Here is a 26,125-nt window from a genome sequence, read left to right on the forward strand (position 1 = left end):
AAAACCTGATAGTTATTTCATATTAACGATTTATTTACCCACTTTTTAGCCAGATAAAAAATGGAAGATCCCAAAGTACCATTTGCTGATACGACGGCTCGGCGTGCCCAATTAATGGCTGCTACAGAGCGATTTAAGACAACAATTAGTGACAGTGTCGACAACCTGAAAGACGATGCCGTCGATGTTGGGAAAACAGCTGCATTTGTAGCGGGTGCTGCTTTAGCCGTATATTTGGTAGTTAATGCCATTCTGCCAAAGTCTGATGAGTATCGGTATGCCGAAAAATACGGCGAACCCGACGACTGGGATGATGTGTATGATGAAGAAACGTCATCCTATCACGAACCAGTTTCTTTGAAAGATCATTCAGAAAAGATACAGAAGGAAACAGCAAAAACGTCGGCAGCCGCGGGTTTGGTTAGTGGGCTCCTTACATCGGTTCTCACAAACATTGCTCGCGAGCAGCTAACTGGATTTTTAGCCCGCATCCGTACAAATAATGCCATCAATCCAACCGCTGAACCCACAGAATACCACAAACAAGCTCCCGTCGAGCCTGTTAAATATACTCCGTGATTTCAGACGCACTGGCCGGAAAGCCTTTGCCGTTCTCATCGACCCCGATAAAATCGATGAGAACGGCCTTTTTGATTTAGTAGCACGTACAAATAAGTACCCTGTCGATTTTTTCCTGGTTGGCGGGAGTCTGGTCACCGATTACGTTCACAAAGAGGTGATCGCTTTGATTCGGAAACACAGTCAGGTACCTATCATTTTGTTTCCGGGTAATCCGCTTCACATTGAGTCGTCGGCCGACGCTATATTACTTCTATCACTTATTTCAGGTCGAAATCCGGAATTTTTGATTGGTCAGCACGTTATTGCCGCCCCGCTTCTGAAAAAAAGTGGATTAGAAATTCTGCCTACAGGCTATATGGTTGTAGATAGTGGTACGCAAACCACGGTTTCCTACGTAAGTGGTACGATGCCCTTACCCCGTGATAAACCGGCTGTTGCTGCGTGTACAGCTATGGCGGGCGAAATGCTGGGGCTTCAGTTGATGTATCTGGATGCTGGTAGTGGCGCTCGTTGGCCTGTATCGCCGGAGATGATTGCCGCCGTTCGATCTGTGGTCGATGTACCCTTGATTGTGGGTGGTGGATTGAATTCAGGAGAACGCGCTTACGAAGCCCTCAAAGCAGGTGCTGATATGATTGTTGTGGGAAACGGTATCGAACAAAATCCTGAACTCCTGCCACAATTGTCGGCTGTGGTGCAGGAAATTAATCAATCGGTCGTGCAGGCCTAATCTATGAAACATCTTTTTTCTGTCGGGCTTGTCCTGGTTTCTATAGCAATTGCTACGTCGGTATATAGCCCTAAAGCTTTTGCCCAAATTGACAATCGCAAGGTATACACAGTCGTTGAGCGACAGCCCGAATTTCCAGGTGGGAGTGTTGCCCTAAGTAGGTATCTGGCGGCTACGATTAAGGTACCGAATTCACTGGTGCGGAAAAATAATAATACGGGACCAGTGGCGGCTAAATTTATCATTGACGAACTCGGATACGTCCACGATGTGCGCGTAACGACAAAGCCGCTCGATAAAAAAGCAAAGAAAGGAATGGAAGCCTTTATGGCGAATATTATTGCTGCCGTCGAACAAATGCCCCGCTGGGAACCTGGCCAGGTCGATGGAAAGCACGTAGCAGTATTTTATACGTTACCAATTGAGGTAAACATGCAGTAACTGATTCTAGGATAACGCAGATGAAAATAGAAATGGGGAAGGCTTTGACGTATCAAAGCCTTCCCCATTTCTATTTTTTAGAAAACCCTATACATTCATTAGCGACTCCCGACGGCGCATTTTACCGGCCGGAATACCGAACATCATTTTAAAGCGACGGCAGAAATAAGCCGTATCCTTATAGCCCACTTCGGAGCCGATGGCCCGAATGCTCTTCTTGCTGGTACGTAGCAAGCCAACGGCGGCTTCCATACGTTGATATTCAATGTAATCCTGTGGATTGATGCCAGTCAGCATTTTAAAATACTGACCTACGTAATCTTCTGATACGTTCGCTACGTTGGCCAACACTTTATTCGACAGATCTCCGCCCAGATTTTCCTTAATATAAGCGAAAATATCAATTAAGCGAGGGTCTTTAAAATACGTACTGTTCGTGACCAATTGCTCGACGAACAGGTGATTTTTAAGAATATACCGAACTACTTCGATAACGATTTCTTCCGTTTTGATCTTAATGATCCGGCCTTTGCCTGCCAAATCGGTCATATCTTCGGCCAGAATCTGGTCAATAGTCGTAGCCAGATGTTCTTCGCGTTTGATGATGAACGGTGGTACGTCGAGCGAATTGAAAAAGTTGACGGAATCGAAAACTTTTGCTTCGAACGATACGTAGCCAAATGAATTAGGCAAATGCCCAATCAATTTTGGATCGTGATTGCCCTCCCAATACGATTCGCGATGGGTCATAAACTCTTCGTTCGAGACCGTTTTTGCGTTCGAAGGGTCTCCGTAAGTGACTGTTACGTGTTTCCCGCCGGGAATAAACAACATGTCACCGACGTCAACTTTTATCTTTTCGTCACCAATAGATACTTCACCATTAAATAAAATCAGTAACGTATTTTCTACGTCATAGAAATTCTTTATCGTAATAGGCTGTAGAATCCGAATGTTACGGGCTTTGATAAATTTCACGCCCAGTGATTCGATTATTTTATTGTAATCTTCCATAGCTGAAAGGTTGTATCGCTAAAATATACGTTTTGCTCAAAGTTGCACAAAACTAATAATTTGTACAAAACTAATACAAGTATAAAAATTTCCAAAAAATAAAAAAAATAGTGCGTATTCAAGCTGAACACACACTATTTCTGTAGAAAAATTCTATTTTACCAAGAATTGCCTTATCGAATGAGCTCGCGGGCGATAACTAATTTTTGGATTTCGGACGTACCTTCATAAATCTGAGTAATTTTTGCATCACGCATTAGCCGCTCTACGTGAAATTCTTTTACATAGCCGTAACCACCATGAATCTGTACGGCTTCGGTAGTGGCCCACATTGCTACGTCGGAAGCGAACAATTTAGCCATTGCAGCCGCCTGAACGTAGTCTTTTTGCTCGTCTTTAAGTCGGGCAGCTTTATAAACTAATAAGCGGGCAGCTTCGATTTTAGTCGCCATTTCGGCCAATTTAAACTGGATAGCCTGGTGGTCAAATAGCTGTTTGCCAAATGCTTTACGCTCCTGACTGTATTTTAAAGCTAATTCGTAAGCTCCAGCCGCAATGCCCAAAGCCTGAGCCGCAATGCCAATTCGCCCGCCGTTGAGCGTCGACATGGCGAATTTGAATCCGAATCCGTCTTCGCCGATTCGATTGGCTTTAGGTACTTTTACATCCGTAAATAACAGCGAATGTGTATCGGAAGCCCGAATACCCATTTTGTCTTCTTTTTTTCCAACAACAAACCCAGGCGTGCCTTTTTCAATAATCAAGCAATTGATTCCACGGTGTTTTTTTTCACGGTCGGTTTGGGCAACGACAAGGCAAACCCCTGATGAGTTACCATTAGTGATCCAGTTTTTAGTACCGTTAACTAAATAATGATCGCCTTTGTCTTCGGCTGTAGTGGTTTGCGACGTAGCGTCCGAACCCGCTTCTGGCTCCGACAGGCAAAAAGCGCCGATGATTTCTCCGGTAGCCAAGCGAGTCAGGTATTTTTGCTTTTGTTCTTCAGTTCCGTAAGCCTCCAGCCCGTAACAAACCAGCGAATTATTAACTGACATGATCACCGAGGCCGACGCATCAACTTTCGATATTTCCTCCATCGCCAATACATAGGAAACAGCATCCATGCCTCCCCCGCCGTATTCGGGCGATACCATCATACCTAGAAAACCCAGCTCACCCATGCGCTTTACCTGCTCGGCGGGAAACCTGGCTTCGTTGTCGCGCTCGATAATGCCCGGCAATAATTCATTTTGCGCGAAATCGCGGGCGGCTTCCTGTACGGCGAGGTGTTCTTCCGATAAGTTAAAATTCAATCCCTGTAATTCAATTGCTGCTGATGCCATATCAATTGCCTTGTTTGGGCCTTTACGTTACGTTTGCAATACGAGGTAAAGATAAAAAATGCTACGTTAATAGTATGCATGCATACGGTATGCTACGTCTGATTTTTGCAATTTTACCGAATGAGTACCGAATCCATTTTCTCGTTTGAAGGTAATCAGTTTGCCTATCGCAAATTCGGGAATGGGCCATCAATTTTGCTGGCCTTTCACGGGTTTGGGCAAACTAGCCAGGTTTACTCACCTACAGCGAATCAGATTGGACGGCAATATTCCGTTTTTGCCATTGATTTATTTTTTCATGGTCAGAGCCAGTATGTTGTGAGTCAATTGCTTACAAAAAAAAACTGGAATAAATTACTCAAAGCATTTCTAGACGAACAAAAAATTCACCGCTTTTCCTTGATGGGATTTAGTTTGGGGGGTCGGTTTGCCTTGACGATGGCTGAGGAATTTGCCGACCGCTTAGATCAGCTTATTCTGATTGCCCCCGACGGTATCACCCGTAGCAACTGGTATGAACTGGCAACTAGCTCAGTTCTAGGCCGTAAAGCATTTCGCTACGTATTAGCGCATCTGCCGGTGCTTACTACGTTTGGTCATGCTCTAACACAACTTGGATTGTTAAACCGAACTGTGATGCGTTTTGCTGAAATCTCGCTCGGTACGTCGGCCCGACGTGAATTGGTCTATAAAAGCTGGACGCAGTTCAGGCTTATTCATCCTGATCTGAGTTTAGTTAGTAAATCATTAAATGATAGTGTAGTACGTATCCGGTTCTTCACCGGAGTCTACGACCGAATTGTGCCAGGTTCGTATATTCTTCCGTTAACCAAACGCCTTCGGAGATACGAATTGACGATTTTAGAGACGGGTCATAACCACTTGATAGAGATGACGATAGATCTTCTGTGAGTTGTTACAAAACAACTACTTCAATGATTTATTTATAGCATGCCAAAGGCCGGCAATGGAAACGATAACCAGCGCAATAACAATGATTTGCGTAGACGAACCCTGATTCGGGTTTTCGAGTAGTGTTCGAATTTCGCGGGCTTCGTGCCCCGTCCAGATAGCCAGGATTGTTCTTGGTGTCATCCCTAGAAAACCGCCCAGCAGAATATTTTTCAGCTTCGCCCCAGATAAGGCAAACAACAAATTAGTGAGACCGAAGGGGAGGATCGGCGATAGTTTGGCGAAAAAAATTACTTCCAGCTCGTTATTCAGGATACGATCCAATACCGATTGCGCTTTTGGATTTCGTTGGATGAACGCCAGCACTGAGTCATGATCGAGCCATCGAACCAAGCCATTGATAAATAGAATTCCTCCGAAATTGACAACAAACATAGGCAGAACGGCCTGCCACCCCAGAAAATAACCAAAAATCAGGGCAAGCATGGTCGGTGGCGTTAACCCAGCCGACGTAATTGCGCATAGCAACGTAATACCGGCCCACTGCCAGGTCGTAAATTGAGCGATTACGTTTTCGTAGACAATAGAGTAGTAAGTCAGTACGGACGTAAAGACAACGGGAGTTATAGAAAGGACGATGCCCGCAATGGCAGGGCCGGTAAAGGCTTTAGAAACGTGACTCTTCACATTCTATCAAACTTCGGGAGGGCGGTTGTGGTTTTCGGAAAGAACGTGAATCCCTATTTTCGCTACTTTTGACCATGAAATTTGGAACCAAAGCCATCCATGCCGGCATTGAACCGGACCCCACTACCGGCGCTATCATGACGCCTATTTACCAAACTTCGACCTACGTACAGGAGTCGCCGGGCAAGCATAAGGGATACGAGTATGCCCGCACGCAAAATCCAACCCGAACCGTTCTGCAAAATAACCTGGCTGCGCTCGAAAACGGAAAACACGGTATTTGTTACTCATCTGGCTTGGGAGCCACCGATGCCATTCTAAAACTGTTTAAACCTGGCGACGAGATCATTGCCAGCAACGATTTATACGGCGGTACGTATCGAATTATGGTACGCGTTTTTCAGGAGTTTGGCCTAATATTCAAATTTGTCGATTTATCGAACCCCGCGAATCTGGAGACGGCCATTACGTCGGCCACAAAAATGGTCTGGATCGAAACGCCGACAAATCCACTGCTACGTCTGGTTGATATTTCTGCGGTAGCCGCTGTTACAAAACAACGTAACATTCAACTCGTTGTCGATAATACGTTTGCGTCGCCGTACCTGCAAAATCCGTTGGATTTAGGCGCTGATATTGTGATGCATTCCGTCACCAAATATCTGGGCGGGCATTCCGATACGGTGATGGGAGCGATCATCCTGAACGACGACGACGTAGCGCAACGGCTGGCTTTCATTCAAAACGCTTGTGGTGCCGTTCCGGGTCCGCAAGACTGTTTTTTGGTGCTACGTGGTATCAAAACACTTCATGTTCGAATGCAGCGCCATTGCGAGAACGCCATGCACGTAGCAAAATACCTGCAACAGCACCCCAAAATAAGTCAGGTGTATTACCCTGGTCTGGAGTCGCACGTGGGTCATGAGTTGGCGAAACGGCAAATGCGGGATTTTGGGGGGATGCTTTCGTTTGAACTCAAAGGCGATTTGATGACCGATGCTGTTCGGGTTATGGAAAGTTTCGAAGTGTTTTCACTGGGTGAATCGCTGGGTGGGGTCGAATCCTTGTGTACGCACCCGGCTAGCATGACGCACGCCAGCATTCCGAAAGAAGAACGGCAACGGAACGGTTTGAAAGATACTCTGATACGCTTGAGCGTGGGCATCGAAGACGTTGACGACCTGATTCAGGATCTGGAACAGGCGATTGGGTGATACGTTAATTGAGTTAAAATTCTAGTCGAGACAGGACCTTTAGCCTAACCAAGTCGGCTTTGAAAATTAGATTTCACTTGAGGGAGATACATAGTTATGAGTTGACCGGTTCCCGCGTATAAGAGTCTAAAGTGTTAACTTACAGACCCGTTCTGACTGTAAATGCGCTTTATCTACTCGTTTTTACTTCTTTTCTGCCTCCATTCGGTACGGGCGCAATTACCTCCAGGTTTTGTGCAACGACAGGTAGCAACTAAGCTGAATCCAACCGCATTGACGTTTTCGCCGGACGGTCGCCTGTTTGTGGTAGAAAAAGATGGGAAAATTCGGGAAATCATAAACGACGTACTGGCACCCGACCCATTCCTGACTATTTCGACTATTGACGTAACTAACGAACGGGGTTTGTCGGGCCTATGCTTTCATCCCGATTTTCCACAGAAGCCCTACTGCTACGTCTACTATACCGTAAAAAATCAGAACCGAAATCGGCTGAGTCGCTTTCGGGTTTCAAATGGCGTCGCTGATCCGCAAAGTGAAACAATACTGATGGCGTTTGACCCGCTGCCGGGTACCATTCACAATGCGGGAAGTTTGAGGTTTGGATCTGATCGAAAATTATACGTAGCAACCGGCGATGGAACCAATGCCCGAGCCGCTCAGCAGCTGACAAGTTTATTGGGGAAAATACTACGTCTGAACGAAGATGGCAGTATTCCGACTGATAACCCTTTTGCGAGCCAGTTGGCGGCTCCCTATAGTGCCATTTATGCGCTGGGTTTGCGTAATCCATTTGCAATGGACATTGACCCCATAACAGGACGTATCCTAGTGGGCGACGTAGGTGGGAATAATTTTGAAGAAATTAATGAGATAAAACCCGGTCAGAATTACGGCTGGCCGCTTATTGAGGGGCATAAAACGAATCAGACGGCACCTGAACAGTACGTCGACCCAATTTATTGCTATAGCCATGACTCAGGTTGTGCCGTAACAGGTGTCGCTTTTTATAGCCCAGCTACTATCCGCTTCCCCGATGAATACAAGGGCAATATTTTCATCTCCGATTATTGCAACGGTACCATTTCAACCCTGAATCCTACGAATGGTCAAATAACCAGCACGTTTCTGACGAAGGTTGATCGGGCATTATCCATTGCCACTAGTCCTGATGGGTATTTGTATTATATCGCCCGAGGAGGACTTGGCAGTGGGAGTCAACAGGATAATACGTCAACCTGGAATGGCTCTCTGTATAAAGTATCGTTTTTTGATTCGGGAAGCCCCTATATCAGCAGCCAGTCGTCAGGAAAATTAGTGCCTACTGGCGAAGCCGTTACGTTCGATGTTAACGCTGTGGGCCAAAAACCGCTAACGTATCAGTGGTACCTAAATGGAAACCCGATAAACGGGGCTGACCAACGTAGTTATACAATTGGCGCCTGCGCCCTGGCTGATAACGGTGCTACGTTCTCCTGCAAAGTTGCCAATGGTTTAGGGAGTGCTACGTCGGCGAACATATCCCTGAAGGTGGTGCAGGCGCAGCGGCCCGTGGCTCGAATTCGTCAGCCCGTGACGAACACAACGTATCGAGGGGGCGATTTACTATTATTTGTTGGCGACGCACTTACAAATAATCAACAACCACTTGTTAATGCGAAGATGACCTGGTGGATCGATTTTCACCACGATGAGCACGTACACCCGGCACTTGATCCCATAACTGGAGTGAATGCAGGCAGCTATCGCGTACCGCGTGTGGGCGAAACCGCTACGTTAGTCTGGTATCGGGTACATTTGCTGGTTACGGACGTATCGGGGCTAACGAACGAGACGTTTGTGGACGTAAAACCTGAATTGGCAAGTGTTACGATTGGCAGCAGTTTAACCGGCGTGCGCGTCTATCTGGATGGCGAACCCAAAGATGCGAACGTAACATTCAATGCGGTTGTAGGCATGCTACGTCGGCTGGAAACCAAACCTTATCTGGCCGCGCCCGATGGTTTTCGTAAGTTTCTGGGATGGGGAAATGGGCAGAACGCACCTCTAGTCACGTATGAAGTACCAGCCGGGGGCGGCAAGCTGGATATGCACTATGAATCCTTACCCGCTTCTGCTGGCAATGGCCTCTGGGGCGAATATTATAAAAATACGGATGAAATAAGCGGAAGCCCAGCGCTCAGTCGCACAGATGAAACCATTAATTTTGATTGGGCCCAAAATGAACCGGCTCCAGATATTGGGTCAGATAAATACACCGTGCGCTGGACTGGTAAAATAATCGCCCCGCTTACGGATACGTATAGTTTTTTTACCGAAACCGACGATGGAGCCCGACTTTGGGTAAATAATAAATTATTGATTGACCATTGGACGTATCAACCTTCCAGAGAATGGCTTGGTCAGATTGATTTAGCAGAAGGCCAATCGTACGATATCCGAATGGAGTACTTTGAAAATGAAGGATACGCCAATGCTCATCTGTTATGGAGTTCACCCCAATTTGAACGGGCTATTATTAGTAAAACTCAACTGCTTAACGACAAGGTTGTTACGTCGATTCAGCCTGAAACAGAACGTAGCATAACCGTTTTTCCTGTTCCTGCTCATGATCAGCTAACCGTTCGCTACGTAGCAACAGCGTCTGGTAACGCCCAACTCGAAATTACCGATTTACTGGGACGACGTATCTACGAACGTCCGGTTCGCTTTATAATCGGCCAAAACGAATACCGAATAGAAAGTAGAGACTGGTCAGCGGGTTTGTATCAGGTTAACTTGAAATCTGCCGACCAGCCAGTGTTGTATCGGCGGGTGCTGATCCGTTGAAATGTCTGAACCGGGATTTAGCAGATTGATGGATTTTCTGGATTTTGTTTTTCGCTTCTTCGAAGCGCATTAATTTAATCACAACAAAATCGTGAAAATCCATCAATCTGCTAAATCCAGGTTTAGACGAGCTTCTTATACTTAATCCGCGTTGGTGTTGCGTCGGTACCCAAGCGTTTGCGTCGATTTTCTTCGTATTCCGAGAAATTACCTTCGAACCAGTATACTTGTGAATCGCCTTCGAAGGCCAGAATGTGCGTCGCAATCCGGTCGAGGAACCAGCGGTCGTGACTGATGACTACAGCGCAACCGGCGAAGTTTTCCAACCCTTCTTCCAAAGCACGTAACGTATTGACATCAAGATCGTTGGTTGGCTCATCGAGCAAAAGCAGATTAGCACCTTCCTTGAGAATCATGGCCAAGTGAACCCTGTTACGTTCCCCACCCGATAACGTACCGATTTTCTTCTCCTGGTCGGCACCGGCAAAATTAAACCGACTCACGTATGCACGCGCGTTCGATTGTTTGCCGCCCAGCATAATCCATTCATTACCGCCCGCAATCGTTTCAAAAACGGTTTTGTTGGGGTCGAGCCCGTCGTGTTCCTGATCAACGTAAGCCACTTTCACGGTCTCGCCCACGTCGAACGTACCGGTATTTGGTTTATCACGGCCCGTAATCAGCTTGAAGAGTGTCGTTTTACCCGCTCCGTTGGGGCCGATAATTCCGACGATACCGCCCTGCGGCAATCGGAAACCCAGGTGCTCAAATAGGAGTCGGTCGCCGAACGCTTTTGATACGTCCTCGGCCTCAATCACTTTCGCGCCCAGTCGTGGCCCTGATGGAATAAAGATTTCTAATCGTTCTTCTTTCTGGCGATTGTCTTCATCAAGCAGTCGTTCGTAAGCGCCCAAACGGGCTTTCGACTTAGCCTGACGCGCTTTGGGGGCCATACGTACCCATTCCAACTCGCGTTGCAGGGTTTTCTGGCGCTTCGATTCCGACTTTTCTTCTTTAGCTAAGCGCTGCTGTTTTTGATCCAGCCACGACGAGTAATTTCCTTTCCAGGGAATACCCTCGCCCCGGTCGAGTTCAAGAATCCAGCCTGCTACGTTATCCAGGAAATACCGGTCGTGCGTAACGGCGATAACCGTGCCGGGATATTGCCGCAAATGTTCTTCCAACCAGAGAACCGATTCAGCATCAAGGTGGTTGGTGGGCTCGTCAAGAAGTAATACGTCGGGTTGTTGAAGCAATAATCGACAAAGGGCAACCCGACGTTTTTCACCGCCGGATAGGTTATCAATGATCGCTTCCTGCGGTGGACAACGTAGCGCGTCCATCGCCCGTTCGAGTTTCTGGTCGAGTTCCCAGGCGTTGTAATGATCTAGTTTTTCCTGTACTTCTCCCTGACGCTCAATTAGTTTGTCAAAATCAGCATCGGGGTCACCGAAGGCTTCGTTGATCTCGTCAAATTCTTTCAGAAGGTTAACTACTTCCTGCACGCCTTCCTCTACTACCTCACGAACCGTCTTGCCCAGTTCGAATTTTGGCTCCTGTTCGAGCATGCCCACAGAATATCCTGGCGAGAAAACAACTTCTCCGGTATAATTTTTGTCTATACCTGCAATGATGCGGAGCAATGTAGATTTCCCCGAACCGTTTAATCCTAAAACGCCTATTTTGGCACCATAAAAAAAGGAAAGGTATATATTCTTTAGGATTTGTCGGTTTGGCGGAATATTTTTACTCACGCCTGCCATCGAGAAAATTATGGTTTCCTGACTCATTAATTTCTAATAGATTTGTGGTTGGCAACAATCCTCAAAATTAACCTACAGCGCAGCCTTAACCAAGTACATTAATGGAAAACGCTTCACTGGTAGACGAATACGGTTACGTCAAAGACGGAAAGGTATTTTTGAAAGGCTACCTGGAATATGAAGACCGCCAGATTGGCGAAGTAAAACGCACGGAGCAGGAAGCGCTCGATTATTTTAAGAACCGCTTCATCATTGCGGAGAACAAAGTTAGTCAGCTCGAAAAGGACATCGAAGAAGCCCAGAACAAGGGCTCTTATCTGACAAAACTGGTTCAACTCCGCAAAAAACTCATCGGCTTCGATGCGCTCGGCGACTTTTTGCCCCTGCTCGACCGATTGGACGAGCAAGAAAAACTGTTAGCAGATCTAATAACAGTTAATCAACGCAAAAATCTTGAGATTAAGCAGGCACTAATCGCCGAAGCAGAAGCCATTGTCGATAGCAACGACTGGCGACCAACCGCTGATGCCTTGCAGGAAATCAAGACGAAATGGATCAAGACGGGACCTGTTGAAAAAGCGTCGGATGCAGAAATTGAAGGGCGATTCCAGCAATTGCTGGACAGCTTTTTCCAGCGTCGGCGCGAGTTTTTCAATGAGCAGAACAAGATTATTCAGGAACGTCTGGATAAGTACGATGAACTGATTCGGCTGGCTTTCCGAGCGAATCGACTGGGCGATCTGGATGCTGCTTTTCAGGAAGTACGCCGGTTGAACAACGCCTGGAAAGCAGTGGGCGAAGTGCCCATTAAGAAAAGTGGCAAACTGTATAAGCAGTTCAAGAAAGCCACAACAATGTTCTACACGAAGTACAACGACGCGAAGGGCATAGTTATCGAGAAAAAAATTGACCCGCGGATCGAAGCGCAGATGAAAATGGCCGACGAGGTCGAAAGACTGTCCAAACAGTCCGACATTTTTGCGGCTGCCGAACGGGCGAAAGTGTTGCTCAATAGCTGGAAAGAGATTCGGGTTCCGTTCAAAATGCAGGATAAAAACCTGAACGAGCGTTTCCGAGCGGCTTGCGACAAGATTTTCGAGCTCAGCTATCTTGGTCGGGTCATTACCCGAAAATACCCTGCTTTCGAGCTTAAAAGCCAGAGCGAGCAGATTCGGACCAAAATTCGGGAAATGGAATACCTCGTCAGACGGGAGAAAAGCGACTTACAATTTGCGCTTCAGGATGCCGACGGCCTCGATCCGAACAACGATGCCGATAAGCAGGTGCTAAACAAAATTAATACCCAGAAACGTAAAATCGCGATGAAAGAAACTATTCTTCGCGAGTTGCAAAAACAACTGGAAACGGCTGGTTATTAGTCTATACGTATCAATAAAAACGAAACGTGCCACGTAGTATTACGTGGCACGTTTCGTTTTATGAACTTGTTATTGAGGTATGGAAACGAACCTGAATAACTTTGCTACGTTGCCTTCAGATGCCGATTTTCGTTCGGCTATTATTCCCGGCAAATTCGTCCGGCTTGAGTACCTAACCGACCTGAACGAGTTTATCAAAACAGACGTGCTGATTAAACAACTCACCTGGGCCGACGGTGCGGAATGGCTCGAACTGGCTACGGGCGAAACCATTCCGCTCGACCGCGTCATCAGTATTTCGGGTAAATTATCGCCCCGTTATCCAGGGTACGCAAATTACTCTTGTGATTGTTAGTCGATAACGTCAAATCCACAATAGGGCACCAGCACTTTCGGGATACGAATGCCATCTGGCGTCTGATTGTTTTCCAAAATCGACGCCAGAATCCGTGGCAGCGCCAGTGCTGAACCATTGAGCGTGTGCATAAGCTGCATTTTTCCTTCGATTTTAGAACGTAGCTTGAGCCGGTTGGCCTGATATGTTTCAAAATTAGATACAGAACTCACTTCCAGCCACCGCTGCTGAGCCGCCGACCATACTTCCATGTCATACGTCAGCGCCGACGTAAAGCCCATATCCCCCCCACAGAGACGTAGCACCCGATACGGCAATTCCAGTTTCTGGAGCAATCCCTGAACGTATTGACTCATTTCTTCCAATGCTGCGTACGAATTTTCGGGCTTCTCAATGCGAACAATCTCTACCTTATCAAACTGATGCAGCCGATTTAGCCCGCGCACGTGTGCACCCCAGGAACCCGCTTCGCGCCGGAAACAGGGGGTATAACCCACATTCTTAACCGGCAACTGGTTCTCAGGCAAAATGACGTCGCGATACAGATTGGTAATTGGAACTTCGGCTGTGGGAATCAGATATAGTTTGTCTTCAGTAACGTAGTACATTTGACCTTCCTTGTCCGGCAACTGCCCCGTGCCGAAACCAGAATCTTCATTGACAACAATCGGCGGCTGAACTTCAGCGTAACCCGCTTTCAAGGCTTCGTCCAGAAAGAAGTTAATCATGGCCCGCTGGAGCCGCGCACCTTTTCCCCGATATACCGGAAAGCCCGCACCCGAAATCTTAACGCCTAACTCAAAATCAATGAGTGGTCCGCCATCGGGTCCGTATTTTTTGATTAGTTCCCAGTGAGGTTGTGCGCCGTCATGAAGCATAGGTTTCTCGCCGTGCTCTAAAACAACCTCGTTATCATCGGCGCTATGTCCCGCTGGTACGCTGCTATGCGGAATGTTCGGAACGGTAACCAATACGTTCTGTAAATCAGCTTCTACCTGACGTAGCGATTCAGCGAGATCTTTAGAACGTACTTTCAATTCGGCTGTTTCAGCTTTAGTCGCTTCTGCACCAGCCTTGTCACCACTTTTCATCAGCGCCCCAATCTGGCTCGCCTTCGCGTTCGACTGAGATAATACATCGTCAAGTTCACGTTGGGTATCGCGTCGTTGCTGATCGAGCGTTAGTAGCTGCTCAACGACGTCGGGCGCATTGGCAAAGTTCCGTTTTTGAAGACCGGCCAATACGGTTTCTTTGTTCTCACGAATGAAAGCAAGTTGAAGCATCAGGTTGTAATGATAAGGCGTTTTATAACGTCAATAAATTCTTCGGCCTTGGGGTATAATGGTGTTACGTCTTCTTCGGTGAAGATGGCAAAATCTTCATAATCGCTGTCATTACGTTCATTAAATAACTCTGCGTAAAATTTGCCCCACTCAACCGATAGAAATCCAGTTTTAACAAAATGCAACTCCAGCATGGCTTTTGCCCCGGAATGTGCTCTTACTTTTATGTCATTCTTGAAAAGTAAAGCAGACACGGCGTGGAAAGCGGCATAATACAAACGATTAATGGCAACTTCCCAATCTTGAGCTGCCATCAACGTTTTAGCAGCCTTTAAATCTTTATCCGCTTTTATCAAGCGAAAGGCAATAATGTCATCTTTAGTTTTACTCATAATATCCGTCCATCTTGACTGACATTTTGATAGAGATGCGTTACTGCCAGATCGTTCCAAGCAGCTTTATTTTGAATGACGGTTCCAATGACACGTTCACTATTTAATCCCAAAAAAAACAGATTATCCCGAACAAGTTTTTTGTAGGATCGATTAACTGCTTTATTAGTAAGCACTAAAAAGTCCCAATCGGAATCTTTGCGGGCGTCGCCACGAGCTCGCGAGCCAAACAACCACACTTCGGCCTGTGGATCGACTTCCTGAACGTATCGCTTCACTTCCTGTAAGAACACTTCGTCAGTCATGCTTGTTAGGCTTTAATGAATTCACTAAGATAACCACAAGTGCTACATTACGTAGCAAATTTATACCGAAAATAAACCCTCATTCAACGCATTTAGCGCGTCGGCTTTATATTTTCCATGCACCAATAAGGACAGATTACTTTCGGTGCCGCCATACGAAATCATCCGAATCGGAATGTTTTCCAGGGCGTTAAAAACTCGAACAGCTACTCCCTGATTATCAGCACTAAAATTACCGACTATACAGATAATAGTCTGGTCGTAATCGGGTTCTTCGAGCGTACAGAACGTATTGAGTTCATCCGTAATTTCCTGAATACGTTCGGTATTGTCGATCGTTACGGATACCGACACTTCCGACGTAGTGATCATATCGACGGGCGTCTTGTACTTCTCGAAAATCTCGAAAATCCGACGTAGAAAACCATACGCATTCAGCATACGGGTCGAGTGAATGTACAGAGCCGTAATGCCATCTTTGGCTGCGATCGCTTTGAACACTTCGCTCGAGGTGCGGTCGGCAATTAACGTACCGGGCGCACTGGGCTCCATCGTATTTTTCAGACGTACCGGTACGCCAAACATCCGGGCGGGCGTAATCGTCGATGGATGCAGAATTTTTGCGCCAAAATACGCCAGTTCTGCCGCTTCATCGAAAGTCAGTTCACGAACCGGGAACGTATTTTTCACGATACGTGGGTCATTGTTGTGCATGCCATCAATGTCGGTCCAGATCTGAATTTCTTCGGCTTTAATAGCGCCACCAATCAACGAAGCCGTATAATCAGACCCCCCCCGCTTCAGGTTATCAACCTCACCACGCGGATTCCGGCAAATGAAGCCCTGCGTAACAATGATATGTTTATCAGCATGCTGCGATAATAATTCAGCCAGTTTATTCTGCGTAAATTGAATTTCAGGCTCATTATCAGCATCGATCCGCATGAATTCCAAAGCGGGTAACAACGCCGATGAGACGCCTTCTTCAACCAGATATGCCTGAAACATTTGCGTACTTAGCAGTTCGCCCTGCGCGACAAGTTCTTTCTCCTGCTTCAGCGTGAAGGGTTTGATCGTTGCCAGCGAGCGGATGAAAGAAAACTCATTCTCAATTATTTTCTGCCCGGCAGCCTTACCCGCTTCCGTTTTATATAACTCACCAATAAAATTATCGTAGTGAGCTTTCAACGTATCAATCTTGGCCTGAGCGTCAGCATCATTGTTCGCTTTCAACGATTCGCCAATAGCCAATAAAGCGTTGGTTGATCCAGACAGCGCCGACAGAACAACAATCTTGGATGTGCTGTCTTCAGTAACCAGACTACGTATCGACTGCATGCGCTCGGGCTTTCCGACCGACGTACCACCAAATTTCCAGACTTGCATTTCTAAAGAGTGAAAGAGTGAATGAGTGAAAGAGCGAATGAGTGGTTGGCATCTAAACGCTCTTTCACTCTTTCGCCCTTTCGCTCTTTAAAACTTACTATAAACCTGTTGTTGTAATCCAATCATTTTGATGGCGGTAATGGCCGCTTCATCGCCTTTATTTCCGTGAATACCGCCCGCCCGGTCAAGAGCTTGCTGCTGGTCGTTGGGGGTTAAGACACCAAAAATGACCGGCTTTCCAGTTTTTAATCCAACATTCGTAAGCCCTTGAGCTACAGCATGGTTTATATAATCATTATGCTTTGTTTCTCCCTGAATGACGCAACCAATAGCAATCACGGCATCAATATCATCGCGCTGAGCAAACCACTGCGAACCAAGACTTAATTCATAACTACCCGGTACGTTACCCCGAATTACGTTCTCAGGCTTAGCTCCATGTTGAAGCAACGTTTGATATGCTCCCGAAAATAGCGCTTCAGTAACTTCACTGTTCCATTCGGAAACCAGTATAGCAAACCGGCGATCACTGATATCCGGTAATTCGTCCGTTGAAAAGACACTCAGGTTTTTTTGGGCAGAAGCCATAATTCTGAACCGCTCCGGCGGCCCGGCGGGATTTTAAGGATTGTAATGATTTTCAGGATTGTCTGAACCGGGATTTAGCTGATTTAAGGATTTACACGATTTTGTTTTTCGCTTCGTTGAAGCGCAATAATTGTAGAAGGCAAAATCTTTTTTAATCCTTAAATCAGCTAAATCCCGGTTCAGAAATGAAAAAAGGACAAAACCGGGGTCGGCTTTGTCCTTTTGCAGTATTGAAAGTTCAAGTACGCTTACGACTCGCCGACCGTTGCTTCGAGCATGGATTTATACTTCTTGGCATTGACCGCTTCTGACGACTGGCCGTACTTTTCAATGATTTCGTCGTAAGCCTCGATAGCTTTGTCATTTTGCTTGGCTTGCTCATAAGCAACCGCCAGTTTCAACAAATAGCCGGGCGTAAAATATTTATTAGCTTTATAATCAGCTGCTTTGCGGTAGTAGCTGGCCGCTTCTTCGAAGCTTTTCTTCTCCATGTTGGCATCGCCAATAAGGGCATAGGCACGTGCCTGCACCAGCAGATCCGACGAACTGAAATCACTCAGATGAGAGATAGCGTCGTCGTATTTACCTTGTTTAAGCAAGGCAAGGCCAGCGTAAAACTCAGCCAGATTACCACCGGGGGTAGAACCGTAATTTTCAGCTACTGAAAGTAACCCCGCCGTTTTGCCATCGCCATTCAACGCTTTCTTAAGCGAGTCGGCTTCGAGTTGGTAAACCGCTGGGAACATTTCGGTTTGTGCAGTTGAATCCTCAGTACTGATGTAGTAGCGATAGCCAAAGAAGCCAACAACCAACAGCACAATACCACCCAACACGCCTAAAACGATATTTCGGTTCTGGTCAAAAAAATCTTCAGCCCGCTCAAACTGGCCGGCTAATGCATCCGGATCTTCCAAAAACTCCAATCCGCTATTCTTCTTGCTCATGCTTTTGCAATTTGGACTGCAAAATTAGGAATATTTACTTTCGTGAAAAAGCCTAAGTCTGAAATATTTACGTTTTTTAGTCGGCATATACCGCCATATCGCGTACTGCCAGCACCTCAGAAGCTCGCACAGGTCTGATTTGGCTAGCCAATAACGTTTCAATGGCAATAGCTTCGCCCGTAAGCGTCACAAACTCAACCTCATACGCCTGACCATTATTATATACGGTCAGAATAGTACCTACGTCGCCTACTTTCAATCGTCCGTTGGCGATATCTTCCTGTAATACAACCAAATCAAATTCGCTCATACGTAGTGATAGGTGTTTAATAAAGTAACGGTCGATGTCTGGACTTGTTTTGTTAAAAATAATTTACCTTTGCCGCAGCTAATCTTCTTAGGGGTGCCCTAAAACAACGGGCTGAGATTATACCCATTGAACCTGCGCGGGTAATGCTGCGAAGGGAAATGTGCTCACAGATGTAACTCTATGAGCTTTTGCAAAAACTATACCAACCAAAGGTAGGTTTGGCCCCTTGCCTATCGTAACTCTTTTTCAATGATGAAAAAAGGTACGATTGCGCGATTTTTCGCTTATTTATTGCTGACGGGCTTATTTAGCCTGTCGACACTGCCCGCCTGGGCGCAATTAACCATTTCCGGTACGGTCAACGATGCTGATGGCGGTACGTTGCCCGGTGCCGCTATTGTTATCGAAGGAACATACAAAGGCACGTTTACAGATGCCAGCGGTACGTTCCAACTCACCAATCTGAAGCCGGGGAACGTATCGCTACGTGTGTCTTTATTAGGTTACGAGCCGCAAGTGCAGGTCGTCGATCTCACACAAAATGCTACGTTGTCAGTTAAATTGTCCAAAACGGCGGTGGCTGTCGATGAAGTAGTAGTTAGCGCCACGCGGGCCAATCAGAAGTCGGCGATTGCGTATACCGACGTAACGCGGCAGGAGTTGAACAAACTGAATCTGGGGCAGGATATTCCGCAACTGCTCAATTTTACGCCGTCCATCGTCACTACGTCCGATGCGGGGGCGGGTGTGGGCTACACGGGAATCCGGATACGTGGGTCCGACGCGACGCGGGTTAACGTAACGCTCAACGGTATTCCGTATAATGATGCCGAATCGCAGGGGACGTTTTTTGTGAACATGCCCGATTTTGCGTCGTCAGTCAGTACGGTGCAGATTCAGCGGGGCGTCGGTACGTCGACGAACGGGGCGGGTGCGTTTGGTGCATCCGTAAACATTCAGACTAACAAACTAGAAGAAAAGCCGTATGCCGAAACCAACGTATCGGTCGGTTCGTTCGGTACGCGAAAAGTGAACGTACTAGCCGGAACGGGGCTGCTGAATGGACATTTTGTGCTGGATGCTCGCCTGTCAAAAATCCACTCCGATGGCTACGTTGACCGCGCTTTCTCTGATCTCCGTTCGTTCTATATTTCAGGCGGTTATTACACCAAAAAGAGTTTTTTCCGGTTAAACGCTTTTTCGGGACAGGAGCAAACGTATCAGTCGTGGGGCGGTGTGCCGGAAAGTTTGTTAAAAACGAACCGTACGTATAATGGTTACACGTACGACAATGAAACCGATAACTATCAACAGGATAATTATCAGCTCATTACGTCGCACGAACTGAGCCGAAACTGGCGGTTGAACGTATCGTTTTTTTATACGAAAGGCCGCGGTTATTATGAGCAATTCAGACCCGACGACAGCTACAGTAAATACGGCCTGCCGAACGTAGTAATTGGCGATTCAACTATCACCAAAACGGACTTCATCCGCCGTCGCTGGCTCGACAATAATTTCTACGGGACCGTTTTTTCGCTCGATTACAACAGCTTCGGTAAACTAACGGCCAACATCGGCGGTGGCTGGAATCAATACAGCGGAAAACATTTCGGCGAGATTATTTGGGCACGGGTGGCCGGAAATACCAACATCCGCCAGCACTATTACGACGATGACGCGCTCAAGACAGATTTTAACCTCTACGCAAAAGCTTTTTATCAGTTCAGCAATCGTCTGAACAGCTTTTTGGATGTGCAGGTACGTAGTGTGGGGTATTCATTTCTGGGATTTAACAGTCAATTGCAGAACGTACAGCAGGAGGCTAACCTAACGTTTTTCAATCCCAAAGCGGGTGTTACGTATACCCTGAACGACCAGGCGACTCTTTACGCTTCGGTAGGCGTGGGCCACCGCGAACCCAACCGAGATGATTATACCCAGTCGACACCGCAAAGCCGACCCAAAGCAGAACAACTCATTGATTACGAAGCTGGCTATAAACTACAGACGGAAAAACTGGCGTTCACGGCCAACCTATATTATATGGACTACAAAAACCAACTGGTTTTGTCGGGTCAGCTGAACGACGTCGGTGCGTATAACCGCATTAACATTCCGGTGAGCTACCGGGCTGGAATTGAACTGGAAGCGGGAGTCCGATTAGCTAAACAACTCCGCTGGAACGTGAATGCTACGTTCAGCCGCAACCGGGTGCAGAATTTCACCGAATATCTGGACAACTATGATGATGGAACCCAAGTGGCTCGCCAATACAGTCAGACGGATATTTCGTTTTCGCCAAACTTGATTGCTGGCTCGCAACTAATGTACACACCCGTTAAAGGGCTGGAATTGAGCTTGTTGTCGAAATACGTTGGCAGGCAATATCTGGATAATACGTCGAATGAGGGACGTATTATAAACGCATATTTTACGAACGACATTCGGGCGATTTATACCCTAAAGCCATCCTTCGCGCAGGAAATCGCCGTTACGTTCCTCTGCAATAACGTATTGAATACGTTGTATGAATCGAATGGCTTCGCATACACGTACTTCTCCGAAGGAAAAGTGGTAAACGAAAATTATTACTACCCCCAGGCCGGACGTAACATTCTGGTGGGACTGCGTTTGCGATTTTAATGAGTGTTGATCAAAGCGTACAACGAATGCCATTTCGGGGACGTAGTGGCATTCGTTGTTTGTACCGATTTTAAACGATTGAAATTCCGGGCGTTCCATCCATTTGACGTACCTTTGCCGCTGAATTGATAGACGACGTATTATGTATTACGGCTATTTCAACGGCACAATTGCCCCAACTGATCAGATCGCGGTGGGCATCACAGACATCGGCCTGCTCCGCGGGTATGGTCTGTTTGATTACTTCCTGACCTATAACGGCAAACCGTTTCAGTGGGATTGGTACTGGGAACGTTTTCAGAATTCAGCCATGCGGATGCATTTGCCCCTGCCCGTTACCAAAAATGAAACCTTCGGAATCATCATGGACCTTATCGAACGTAGCGCCGATGCCGGGGCTCCTGCAAATATGGCGTTTCGGTTTGTGATGACAGGTGGGTATTCTGCCGATGGAATAACTGTCGAACGGCCGAACCTGCTCATTCTGGCCGAAACCATCCACCCGGTTCCGCCTATTCAATACGAGCAAGGTATCAAGGTGATTCTGGACGAATACGTGCGCGAGATGGCGGAGGTAAAAAGCACAGATTACAAGCGCGTTATCCTGATGGCCGAAGCGATACGAGCTGCCGGTGCGTCGGATTTATTGTATCAGAAAGGGGGCGAAATCAGTGAATTGAGCCGTAGTAATTTCTTTATTGTTAAAGGTAATCAGCTCGTTACGCCCAACCGGTATATTCTTCACGGTATAACTCGTCGTACGGTGATGCAGCTGGCACAAGCCGATTTTCAGGTAGTAGAACGGCCTGTTCTGCTCTCCGAACTCTACGACGCCGACGAAGCGTTCACGACCAGCTCCACCAAAAAAGTACTTCCCATTGTTCAAATCGGCGACCTGACCATTGCTGACGGGCACGTAGGGCCAACCTCAAAATTCCTGTTGCAGCAGTTCGATGAGCTGAGGAGAAATTGGTGATTCTGCTTCGTTTCTCAGCATGACAATTCAATTCCAGCAGCGTATCGCTTAATAACTTCAGGCGTAATTTCCGTTTCTTCCTGAATCCTTGCAAGGCAGGGCAGTTTCGTATAGGAAAGAATAAACTCCTCAGTAGCCGGGTTTGAAGGTCCGTTAAAAATGAGTCCTAACAGCGGAATTTGCCGATTTCGGCAGGCTTCAACTGATAGCAGAGTGTGGTTTATACTTCCCAGGTAATTTTTCGACACCAGCACAACTGGTAAACCAAATTTCTGTACAAGATCAATATTCAGGAACGTATCATTGAGCGGCACCATCAATCCCCCAGCCAGTTCAACAACTAATGCGTTATCTGTTTGGGGCAACGTAACGATACTTGGGTCAATTGTGATACCATCCAGTTCGGCAGCCGCGTGGGGCGACAAAGGTTCCTTTAGCCGATACGTTTCCGGATGAAACTGCGAAACCGGATTGCTTATTAACTGACGTACTGTATTTGTGTCTGAGTCAGTTATAGCTCCCGACTGAATAGGTTTCCAGTAATCAGCCTGAAGCGCTTCGACTAGAATTGCTGATGCAACTGTTTTTCCGATTTCGGTGCCAATGCCCGCAACGATCAATTTAAGTGGTTCACTAGTAGGATTCATGGGACTGATAACGTAGCGCAGTTTGTAAGACCGTCAATAATTGATCGATTTCCTCATTCGTATTAAACGCGTGGATACAGATACGTAGCCTTTCCTGTCCAGCCGCAACTGTCGGACTAAGAATGGCCCGTACGTCTAATCCTATTTTCTGGGCTTCATTGGCAACGTAACGCGCTGATTCATTACCCGGAATAATCAGGCATTGAATGGGCGACTGACTATCGGTCCACACACTATCTGGTAATAATTCCCGTGAAAATTTTTGGAAATAAGCGAGCCTGTTCTGCAATAGTTGCCGAGCGTATAGGTTCGTTTTCAGGTAGTTATGAGCGCTACATATCGCCAGCAGGCTATGCGGGGGGAGGGCAGTTGTATAGATAAAAGAACGAGCGAAATTAATCAGATAATTACGTAGCGCGGCCGGACCAACAACAGCCGCGCCATGAACGCCGAGCCCTTTTCCAAACGTGTGCACGCGAGCCAGCACTCGATCCTGCAAGCCTAACGCAACCACTAACCCTTCGCCTGTGGGGCCATAAATGCCCGTTGCATGTGCTTCGTCAACGATCAGGTTGGCCCCGTAATGCTCACAAAGATCAACTAGCTGAAGTAATGGTGCTACGTCGCCATCCATCGAATAAACCGACTCTACTCCAACGAACAGTTGCCCTTCTGGCCGATTTGGGGTTGCTTCCTGAAGCTTGGTTTCTAAGTCTTCAAGATCGTTATGGCGAAAACGATGGCGAGTGGCATAACACAATCGCGCTCCGTCAATCATACTCGCATGTACCAGCGAATCGGTCAGCAACGTATCACCCGCTTTAGGCAGACAGGCCAGCAAGCCAAGATTGGCGTCGTAGCCCGAATTGAAAACAAGCGCGGATTCAGTTTGATAAAACCTGGCTAATTCCTGCTCAACTTCGTCGGCCAAGGTTGACTGGCCAGCCAGCAACCGACTGCCGGTAGCGCCAGTCCGGTCGGTTATTGCTACGTCGGCCTGCTGAATAGCTCTTTTTAATTCGAGTGAACGGGCAAAACCCAGGTAATCGTTTGAACAAAAATCCACTAGCCCATCCGACGTACGGAGCTGACGTAGCAGACCTGCCTGTTCATAATTCGCCAGTCGGTCTGACAGTGTAGTAATTATTGAATCTCTGGAAGGACCCATGTCGCAAAGGTAAAGCGACTAAATGAAATGATCGGGTAAGTATACCCTTGAAATCGGAAAATGTGTGTAACTACAGAGTTATCCACATTCGGGCTGTGGATAACTCTTTCAGATTGTGGATTACGCAATAAAAACTTAGGTAACGGCCTAAAATACTTGTAAACAATTACTTAGGCTATAAGTTAACTGCCAATTTTTAGGATGATTTTACCGGACTGATTTCCCGAGTTCATTTTTTGCATAGCCTGTTCAGTATGGGCTAGTGGTAAAACGGTGTCGATTACAGGGACGATTTTTTTAGCTGCAATAAAAGTCATCATAGCCGCAAATTCAGATTCAGTACCCATCGTGGTGCCGTAGATGGAAAGCTGCTTGAAAAACACCTTGGGTGGTACTACGTCAGTAATATTTCCAGTGGTGCCTCCGAAAAAAGCGATACGTCCTCCCGGTGCTGCTACGTCGATCAGTTTGGCAAAACCAGGGCCACCTGCGCTATCGATAATGACGTTGAAGTAACCGCTACGTCCGCCACCGGTCTGTGCCATTAACGTTTTGTGCCAATCGGGTTCACGGTAGTTAATGCCGCCAACGGCACCTAACGCTTTGGCTTTTGCTAACTTCTCATCCGAACCTGACGTCACCCACACTTCGGCCCCCGACGTTACGGCAAACTGCAGCGCGAACAACGCAGCCCCACCGCCAATTCCCGTAACTAAAACCTTCTCCGGCGACGTAGCATTTCCGGTTTTTAAACCGGCCCGCGTCATAAGAGCTCGCCAGGCGGTCAGACCCGCCAGCGGAAAAGCAGCTGCCTGTTCAAACGAAAGATGTTCGGGTTTAAGGTGAACGTAGCGTGCGTCAATAGCGACGTATTCAGCAAACGTACCATTATCAGGCATACCAAGTATTCGAAAATCTGAACCATAAAACGCTGGATTTCCGCCCCAATGCAACGCTGGGTTGATAACTACTTCCTTCTCCTGCCAAGACGTATCAATATGTTCACCAACGGCTTCTACAATTCCTGCACCATCAGATCCCAAAATCACGGGCAATTTGATAGCCGGATAAAGCCCTTGCTGAACATAAACGTCGCGGTGATTGAGCGCAGCAGCGTGAAGCTTTATCAATACGTCGCCAGCCCCAATAGTGGGCATGGGCCGGTCAGTGTATTGAATGGGTTGGTGAATTCCTTCCAGATAAATCGCTTTCATAATGAGTAATTCAAGCAATAAGATAAATTGGTTACGCCACCGCCGGCCTGTAGATTTGTCGCAAATTAGCGAACGTAATGATAACGTATCGGGAAGCAACTCCAGCAGACGCTGAATCAATAGCGCAGTTGCATAGCCTTAGCTGGCAGCAAAATTACCGAGGAATATGGAGCGATGAATTTCTGGATAACCACGTAGTAGAAAACCGTCGGGTTGTATGGCAGCAGCGGCTGAGTCAACCCAAAGATAACCAGTACGTTATTGTAGCGTCAGATAACGAAACAATTTGTGGTTTTGCCTGCGCTTATGCCCACGACAATACTATCTGGGGAACGTTGCTCGACAATCTGCATGTTCACAAACAGCACAAAGGACGTGGAATTGGCACTGAACTAATTCGGCGAACGGCGACCTGGGCGTATCGCGAACAAGCCGATTCCAGCTTTTATCTGTGGGTGCTGGTGAAAAACACGAGCGCCCGAAAATTTTACGAAGGGCTCGGTGCAGTTAATCAGGAAGAAGTTTCTGTCAAGAATCCTGACGGAAGCTTTACAGACTGCTGCCGTTACGTTTGGCCAGATATTACAACACTATTATGATTCGTTTTTTCAACGAGGACGTACCGTTTAAACTTCCTCAAAAACAGGCCGTTCGTAAATGGCTCAAAGAGCAGGCTACACGAGAAGGTTATTCCGTTGGTGAGTTGAATTACATTTTCTGCTCCGACGACTACGTTCTCCAGGTAAACCGGGACTATCTCCAGCACGATTATTATACCGACATCATTACATTCGATCAAAGCGATGAAGAAGGTAAAATCGAGGGGGATATTTTCATTAGTGTCGAACGGGTAGTCGATAATGCGGCTCAGTTAGGCCATTCGCCCGAACAGGAAATGCATCGGGTCTTGGCGCATGGCTTGCTTCATCTCTGTGGCTACGGCGACAAAACTGATGAAGAAGAAGCACAAATGCGTGCCAAAGAAAATGATTGGATAAGCCATCTAGCGATTTAATA

26 protein-coding genes are annotated in these 26,125 nt (G+C 46.9%); 12 read left to right on the forward strand and 14 right to left on the reverse strand.

The features are described from left to right. The first annotated feature begins 60 nt into the window (after positions 1–60). Genes ACYVF1_RS20560 through ACYVF1_RS20570 form a run of 3 tightly spaced genes read left to right on the forward strand, consistent with a single transcriptional unit; the run spans position 61 to position 1,753 of the window. The gene (locus tag ACYVF1_RS20560; RefSeq protein WP_461082341.1) at positions 61–579 is read left to right on the forward strand and encodes a hypothetical protein; all 519 of its coding nucleotides are present in this window, start codon (positions 61–63) and stop codon (positions 577–579) included. Continuing rightward, positions 503–1,312, forward strand: a complete 810-nt coding sequence (locus ACYVF1_RS20565) for a phosphoglycerol geranylgeranyltransferase (RefSeq protein WP_461082343.1) — start codon at positions 503–505, stop codon at positions 1,310–1,312. The genes ACYVF1_RS20560 and ACYVF1_RS20565 overlap by 77 nt, the downstream gene beginning before the upstream one ends. A 3-nt stretch (positions 1,313–1,315) precedes the next feature. Continuing rightward, complete coding sequence (locus tag ACYVF1_RS20570; protein ID WP_461082345.1) at positions 1,316–1,753, forward strand: energy transducer TonB; 438 nt, start codon at positions 1,316–1,318, stop codon at positions 1,751–1,753. Between the two features lie 87 nt (positions 1,754–1,840). Here ACYVF1_RS20570 and ACYVF1_RS20575 read toward each other — a convergent pair whose 3' ends face one another. Next, positions 1,841–2,767, reverse strand: coding sequence for an AraC family transcriptional regulator (locus ACYVF1_RS20575; protein ID WP_190888416.1), 927 nt, complete (start codon positions 2,765–2,767; stop codon positions 1,841–1,843). Positions 2,768–2,940: 173 nt separating this feature from the next. Then, the gene (locus ACYVF1_RS20580) at positions 2,941–4,110 is read right to left on the reverse strand and encodes an acyl-CoA dehydrogenase (RefSeq protein ID WP_461082348.1); all 1,170 of its coding nucleotides are present in this window, start codon (positions 4,108–4,110) and stop codon (positions 2,941–2,943) included. A 120-nt stretch (positions 4,111–4,230) separates the two neighbouring features. On the opposite strand from ACYVF1_RS20580, the gene ACYVF1_RS20585 reads away from it, so the two are divergent. Further along, positions 4,231–5,022 carry an alpha/beta fold hydrolase gene (locus tag ACYVF1_RS20585; RefSeq protein ID WP_461082350.1) on the forward strand — a complete coding sequence of 264 codons (792 nt, stop codon included), beginning with the start codon at positions 4,231–4,233 and terminating at the stop codon, positions 5,020–5,022. Between the two features lie 15 nt (positions 5,023–5,037). Here the strand turns inward: ACYVF1_RS20585 and ACYVF1_RS20590 are convergent, their stop codons facing one another. Next, a complete protein-coding gene (locus ACYVF1_RS20590; protein WP_461082352.1) occupies positions 5,038–5,709 on the reverse strand; it encodes a TVP38/TMEM64 family protein in 672 nt (223 codons plus the stop codon). A gap of 74 nt (positions 5,710–5,783) precedes the next feature. Between ACYVF1_RS20590 and ACYVF1_RS20595 the strand changes: the two genes are divergently transcribed. Then, positions 5,784–6,923: a cystathionine gamma-synthase gene (locus ACYVF1_RS20595; RefSeq protein ID WP_461082354.1), complete on the forward strand. Its 1,140-nt coding sequence runs from the start codon at positions 5,784–5,786 to the stop codon at positions 6,921–6,923. 162 nt (positions 6,924–7,085) lie between these two features. Further along, the gene (locus ACYVF1_RS20600; RefSeq protein ID WP_461082356.1) at positions 7,086–9,752 is read left to right on the forward strand and encodes a PQQ-dependent sugar dehydrogenase; all 2,667 of its coding nucleotides are present in this window, start codon (positions 7,086–7,088) and stop codon (positions 9,750–9,752) included. 122 nt (positions 9,753–9,874) lie between these two features. Here the strand turns inward: ACYVF1_RS20600 and ettA are convergent, their stop codons facing one another. Further along, entirely contained in the window at positions 9,875–11,542 is a 1,668-nt protein-coding gene (gene ettA / locus ACYVF1_RS20605) for an energy-dependent translational throttle protein EttA (protein WP_461082358.1), read from the reverse strand. Positions 11,543–11,616: 74 nt separating this feature from the next. On the opposite strand from ettA, the gene ACYVF1_RS20610 reads away from it, so the two are divergent. Together ACYVF1_RS20610 and ACYVF1_RS20615 are read left to right on the forward strand one after the other, a co-directional pair. After that, positions 11,617–12,894 (forward strand): DUF349 domain-containing protein, encoded by a 1,278-nt coding sequence (locus ACYVF1_RS20610; protein WP_461082360.1) that lies wholly within the window; start codon positions 11,617–11,619, stop codon positions 12,892–12,894. A 79-nt stretch (positions 12,895–12,973) separates the two neighbouring features. After that, positions 12,974–13,249: a hypothetical protein gene (locus ACYVF1_RS20615; RefSeq protein WP_461082362.1), complete on the forward strand. Its 276-nt coding sequence runs from the start codon at positions 12,974–12,976 to the stop codon at positions 13,247–13,249. Here the strand turns inward: ACYVF1_RS20615 and serS are convergent. From serS to ACYVF1_RS20650, 7 genes are all read right to left on the reverse strand, one after another. Further along, positions 13,246–14,532: a serine--tRNA ligase gene (serS, locus tag ACYVF1_RS20620; RefSeq protein ID WP_461082364.1), complete on the reverse strand. Its 1,287-nt coding sequence runs from the start codon at positions 14,530–14,532 to the stop codon at positions 13,246–13,248. The genes ACYVF1_RS20615 and serS overlap by 4 nt on opposite strands. Continuing rightward, positions 14,532–14,924: a HEPN domain-containing protein gene (locus ACYVF1_RS20625; protein ID WP_461082366.1), complete on the reverse strand. Its 393-nt coding sequence runs from the start codon at positions 14,922–14,924 to the stop codon at positions 14,532–14,534. The genes serS and ACYVF1_RS20625 overlap by 1 nt, the downstream gene beginning before the upstream one ends. Further along, the gene (locus tag ACYVF1_RS20630) at positions 14,921–15,229 is read right to left on the reverse strand and encodes a nucleotidyltransferase domain-containing protein (protein WP_461082368.1); all 309 of its coding nucleotides are present in this window, start codon (positions 15,227–15,229) and stop codon (positions 14,921–14,923) included. Before ACYVF1_RS20630 ends, ACYVF1_RS20625 begins: the two co-directional genes overlap by 4 nt. Positions 15,230–15,289: 60 nt before the next feature. Continuing rightward, complete coding sequence (locus ACYVF1_RS20635) at positions 15,290–16,615, reverse strand: aspartate kinase (protein WP_461082370.1); 1,326 nt, start codon at positions 16,613–16,615, stop codon at positions 15,290–15,292. Positions 16,616–16,702: 87 nt separating this feature from the next. Further along, on the reverse strand, positions 16,703–17,203 hold the full coding sequence (gene ribH, locus ACYVF1_RS20640) for a 6,7-dimethyl-8-ribityllumazine synthase (RefSeq protein WP_461082372.1): 501 nt from the start codon (positions 17,201–17,203) through the stop codon (positions 16,703–16,705). A gap of 248 nt (positions 17,204–17,451) precedes the next feature. Continuing rightward, positions 17,452–18,147, reverse strand: coding sequence for a tetratricopeptide repeat protein (locus ACYVF1_RS20645; protein WP_461082373.1), 696 nt, complete (start codon positions 18,145–18,147; stop codon positions 17,452–17,454). 76 nt (positions 18,148–18,223) lie between these two features. Next, on the reverse strand, positions 18,224–18,457 hold the full coding sequence (locus tag ACYVF1_RS20650; RefSeq protein WP_461082375.1) for a DUF4926 domain-containing protein: 234 nt from the start codon (positions 18,455–18,457) through the stop codon (positions 18,224–18,226). Between the two features lie 252 nt (positions 18,458–18,709). Here ACYVF1_RS20650 and ACYVF1_RS20655 point away from each other — a divergent pair, with 252 nt between their 5' ends. Together ACYVF1_RS20655 and ACYVF1_RS20660 are read left to right on the forward strand one after the other, a co-directional pair. Next, complete coding sequence (locus tag ACYVF1_RS20655; protein WP_461083563.1) at positions 18,710–21,103, forward strand: TonB-dependent receptor; 2,394 nt, start codon at positions 18,710–18,712, stop codon at positions 21,101–21,103. A gap of 142 nt (positions 21,104–21,245) precedes the next feature. After that, positions 21,246–22,079, forward strand: a complete 834-nt coding sequence (locus tag ACYVF1_RS20660) for an aminotransferase class IV (protein ID WP_461082377.1) — start codon at positions 21,246–21,248, stop codon at positions 22,077–22,079. 14 nt (positions 22,080–22,093) lie between these two features. On the opposite strand, the gene bioD is transcribed toward ACYVF1_RS20660, so the two are convergent. The 3 genes from bioD to ACYVF1_RS20675 form a co-directional block, all read right to left on the reverse strand. After that, positions 22,094–22,726, reverse strand: a complete 633-nt coding sequence (gene bioD, locus ACYVF1_RS20665; protein WP_461082379.1) for a dethiobiotin synthase — start codon at positions 22,724–22,726, stop codon at positions 22,094–22,096. Next, positions 22,713–23,894 (reverse strand): aminotransferase class I/II-fold pyridoxal phosphate-dependent enzyme, encoded by a 1,182-nt coding sequence (locus tag ACYVF1_RS20670; RefSeq protein ID WP_461082381.1) that lies wholly within the window; start codon positions 23,892–23,894, stop codon positions 22,713–22,715. The genes bioD and ACYVF1_RS20670 overlap by 14 nt, the downstream gene beginning before the upstream one ends. A 182-nt stretch (positions 23,895–24,076) precedes the next feature. Beyond that, positions 24,077–25,108 (reverse strand): zinc-binding dehydrogenase, encoded by a 1,032-nt coding sequence (locus ACYVF1_RS20675; RefSeq protein ID WP_461082383.1) that lies wholly within the window; start codon positions 25,106–25,108, stop codon positions 24,077–24,079. 77 nt (positions 25,109–25,185) lie between these two features. Between ACYVF1_RS20675 and ACYVF1_RS20680 the strand changes: the two genes are divergently transcribed. After that, on the forward strand, positions 25,186–25,707 hold the full coding sequence (locus ACYVF1_RS20680; RefSeq protein WP_461082385.1) for a GNAT family N-acetyltransferase: 522 nt from the start codon (positions 25,186–25,188) through the stop codon (positions 25,705–25,707). Next, the gene (gene ybeY / locus ACYVF1_RS20685; RefSeq protein WP_461082387.1) at positions 25,704–26,123 is read left to right on the forward strand and encodes an rRNA maturation RNase YbeY; all 420 of its coding nucleotides are present in this window, start codon (positions 25,704–25,706) and stop codon (positions 26,121–26,123) included. The genes ACYVF1_RS20680 and ybeY overlap by 4 nt, the downstream gene beginning before the upstream one ends. The last annotated feature ends 2 nt before the right edge of the window (positions 26,124–26,125 follow it).

It is taken from the genome of Spirosoma flavus, from assembly GCF_054778555.1.

What these genes read in the sequence shown, in the direction of transcription:
- ACYVF1_RS20560 (WP_461082341.1), top strand. Translation starts at nt 61, where the DNA reads ATGGAAGATCCCAAAGTACCATTTGCTGATACGACGGCTCGGCGTGCC.
- ACYVF1_RS20565 (WP_461082343.1), top strand. Translation starts at nt 503, where the DNA reads ATGCCATCAATCCAACCGCTGAACCCACAGAATACCACAAACAAGCTC.
- ACYVF1_RS20570 (WP_461082345.1), top strand. Translation starts at nt 1,316, where the DNA reads ATGAAACATCTTTTTTCTGTCGGGCTTGTCCTGGTTTCTATAGCAATT.
- ACYVF1_RS20575 (WP_190888416.1), bottom strand. Translation starts at nt 2,767, where the DNA reads ATGGAAGATTACAATAAAATAATCGAATCACTGGGCGTGAAATTTATC.
- ACYVF1_RS20580 (WP_461082348.1), bottom strand. Translation starts at nt 4,110, where the DNA reads ATGGCATCAGCAGCAATTGAATTACAGGGATTGAATTTTAACTTATCG.
- ACYVF1_RS20585 (WP_461082350.1), top strand. Translation starts at nt 4,231, where the DNA reads ATGAGTACCGAATCCATTTTCTCGTTTGAAGGTAATCAGTTTGCCTAT.
- ACYVF1_RS20595 (WP_461082354.1), top strand. Translation starts at nt 5,784, where the DNA reads ATGAAATTTGGAACCAAAGCCATCCATGCCGGCATTGAACCGGACCCC.
- ACYVF1_RS20600 (WP_461082356.1), top strand. Translation starts at nt 7,086, where the DNA reads ATGCGCTTTATCTACTCGTTTTTACTTCTTTTCTGCCTCCATTCGGTA.
- ettA (WP_461082358.1), bottom strand. Translation starts at nt 11,542, where the DNA reads ATGAGTCAGGAAACCATAATTTTCTCGATGGCAGGCGTGAGTAAAAAT.
- ACYVF1_RS20610 (WP_461082360.1), top strand. Translation starts at nt 11,617, where the DNA reads ATGGAAAACGCTTCACTGGTAGACGAATACGGTTACGTCAAAGACGGA.
- ACYVF1_RS20615 (WP_461082362.1), top strand. Translation starts at nt 12,974, where the DNA reads ATGGAAACGAACCTGAATAACTTTGCTACGTTGCCTTCAGATGCCGAT.
- serS (WP_461082364.1), bottom strand. Translation starts at nt 14,532, where the DNA reads ATGCTTCAACTTGCTTTCATTCGTGAGAACAAAGAAACCGTATTGGCC.
- ACYVF1_RS20625 (WP_461082366.1), bottom strand. Translation starts at nt 14,924, where the DNA reads ATGAGTAAAACTAAAGATGACATTATTGCCTTTCGCTTGATAAAAGCG.
- ACYVF1_RS20630 (WP_461082368.1), bottom strand. Translation starts at nt 15,229, where the DNA reads ATGACTGACGAAGTGTTCTTACAGGAAGTGAAGCGATACGTTCAGGAA.
- ACYVF1_RS20635 (WP_461082370.1), bottom strand. Translation starts at nt 16,615, where the DNA reads ATGCAAGTCTGGAAATTTGGTGGTACGTCGGTCGGAAAGCCCGAGCGC.
- ribH (WP_461082372.1), bottom strand. Translation starts at nt 17,203, where the DNA reads ATGGCTTCTGCCCAAAAAAACCTGAGTGTCTTTTCAACGGACGAATTA.
- ACYVF1_RS20645 (WP_461082373.1), bottom strand. Translation starts at nt 18,147, where the DNA reads ATGAGCAAGAAGAATAGCGGATTGGAGTTTTTGGAAGATCCGGATGCA.
- ACYVF1_RS20650 (WP_461082375.1), bottom strand. Translation starts at nt 18,457, where the DNA reads ATGAGCGAATTTGATTTGGTTGTATTACAGGAAGATATCGCCAACGGA.
- ACYVF1_RS20655 (WP_461083563.1), top strand. Translation starts at nt 18,710, where the DNA reads ATGAAAAAAGGTACGATTGCGCGATTTTTCGCTTATTTATTGCTGACG.
- ACYVF1_RS20660 (WP_461082377.1), top strand. Translation starts at nt 21,246, where the DNA reads ATGTATTACGGCTATTTCAACGGCACAATTGCCCCAACTGATCAGATC.
- bioD (WP_461082379.1), bottom strand. Translation starts at nt 22,726, where the DNA reads ATGAATCCTACTAGTGAACCACTTAAATTGATCGTTGCGGGCATTGGC.
- ACYVF1_RS20670 (WP_461082381.1), bottom strand. Translation starts at nt 23,894, where the DNA reads ATGGGTCCTTCCAGAGATTCAATAATTACTACACTGTCAGACCGACTG.
- ACYVF1_RS20675 (WP_461082383.1), bottom strand. Translation starts at nt 25,108, where the DNA reads ATGAAAGCGATTTATCTGGAAGGAATTCACCAACCCATTCAATACACT.
- ACYVF1_RS20680 (WP_461082385.1), top strand. Translation starts at nt 25,186, where the DNA reads ATGATAACGTATCGGGAAGCAACTCCAGCAGACGCTGAATCAATAGCG.
- ybeY (WP_461082387.1), top strand. Translation starts at nt 25,704, where the DNA reads ATGATTCGTTTTTTCAACGAGGACGTACCGTTTAAACTTCCTCAAAAA.